Below are 631 nucleotides of genomic sequence, written 5' to 3' on the forward strand. Positions count from 1 at the left end.
AGCGAGAAGCGCGTGGCCCGCGTGATGCGCGAGGAGGGCCTCGAGGTCGTCTACAACAAGAGGCGCGCCCGGGGCTACAGCTCCTACGCCGGCGAGGTCTCCAAGGCGCCGGAGAACCTCGTGAACAGGAGGTTCCGCGCCGACGAGCCCAACCGGCTGTGGCTCACCGACATCACCGAGTTCAGGCTCCCGGGCGGCGAGAAGGTCTACCTGAGCCCGATCGTCGACTGCTTCGACGGGATGCCCGTCGCCTGGTCGATCGGGCTGCACCCCGACAAGCGCCTCGCGAACTCGAGCCTGCTCAAGGCCTGCGCGGCGAGGCCGGCGGGGGTGCGCACGACGATCCACTCGGACCGGGGCGGCCACTACCGCTGGCCGGAGTGGATCGGGATCTGCGAGGAGAACGGCCTGGTCAGGAGCATGTCCGCGAAGGGCTGCAGCCCGGACAACTCGGCCTGCGAGGGCTTCTTCGGGCGCCTCAAGAACGAGTTCTTCCGCTACAGGGACTGGGAGGGCGTGGCGGCCGAGGAGTTCATGGGAAGGCTCGAGGCCTACCTCGTGTACTATCGTGAGGAGCGGATCAAGAAGTCCCTCGGGTGGCTGAGCCCGATGGAGTACCGCAGGAAGCTTG

At 67.8% G+C, this 631-nt stretch carries 1 protein-coding gene; it reads left to right on the plus strand.

The features are described from left to right. On the plus strand, positions 1-631 hold a 631-nt coding region (locus tag AAAX59_RS09680), incomplete at both ends, for an IS3 family transposase (RefSeq protein WP_349071613.1).

Origin of the sequence: Collinsella sp. CLA-ER-H2 (genome assembly GCF_040092405.1) — a bacterium.
Classification (GTDB): Bacteria; Actinomycetota; Coriobacteriia; order Coriobacteriales; family Coriobacteriaceae; genus Collinsella.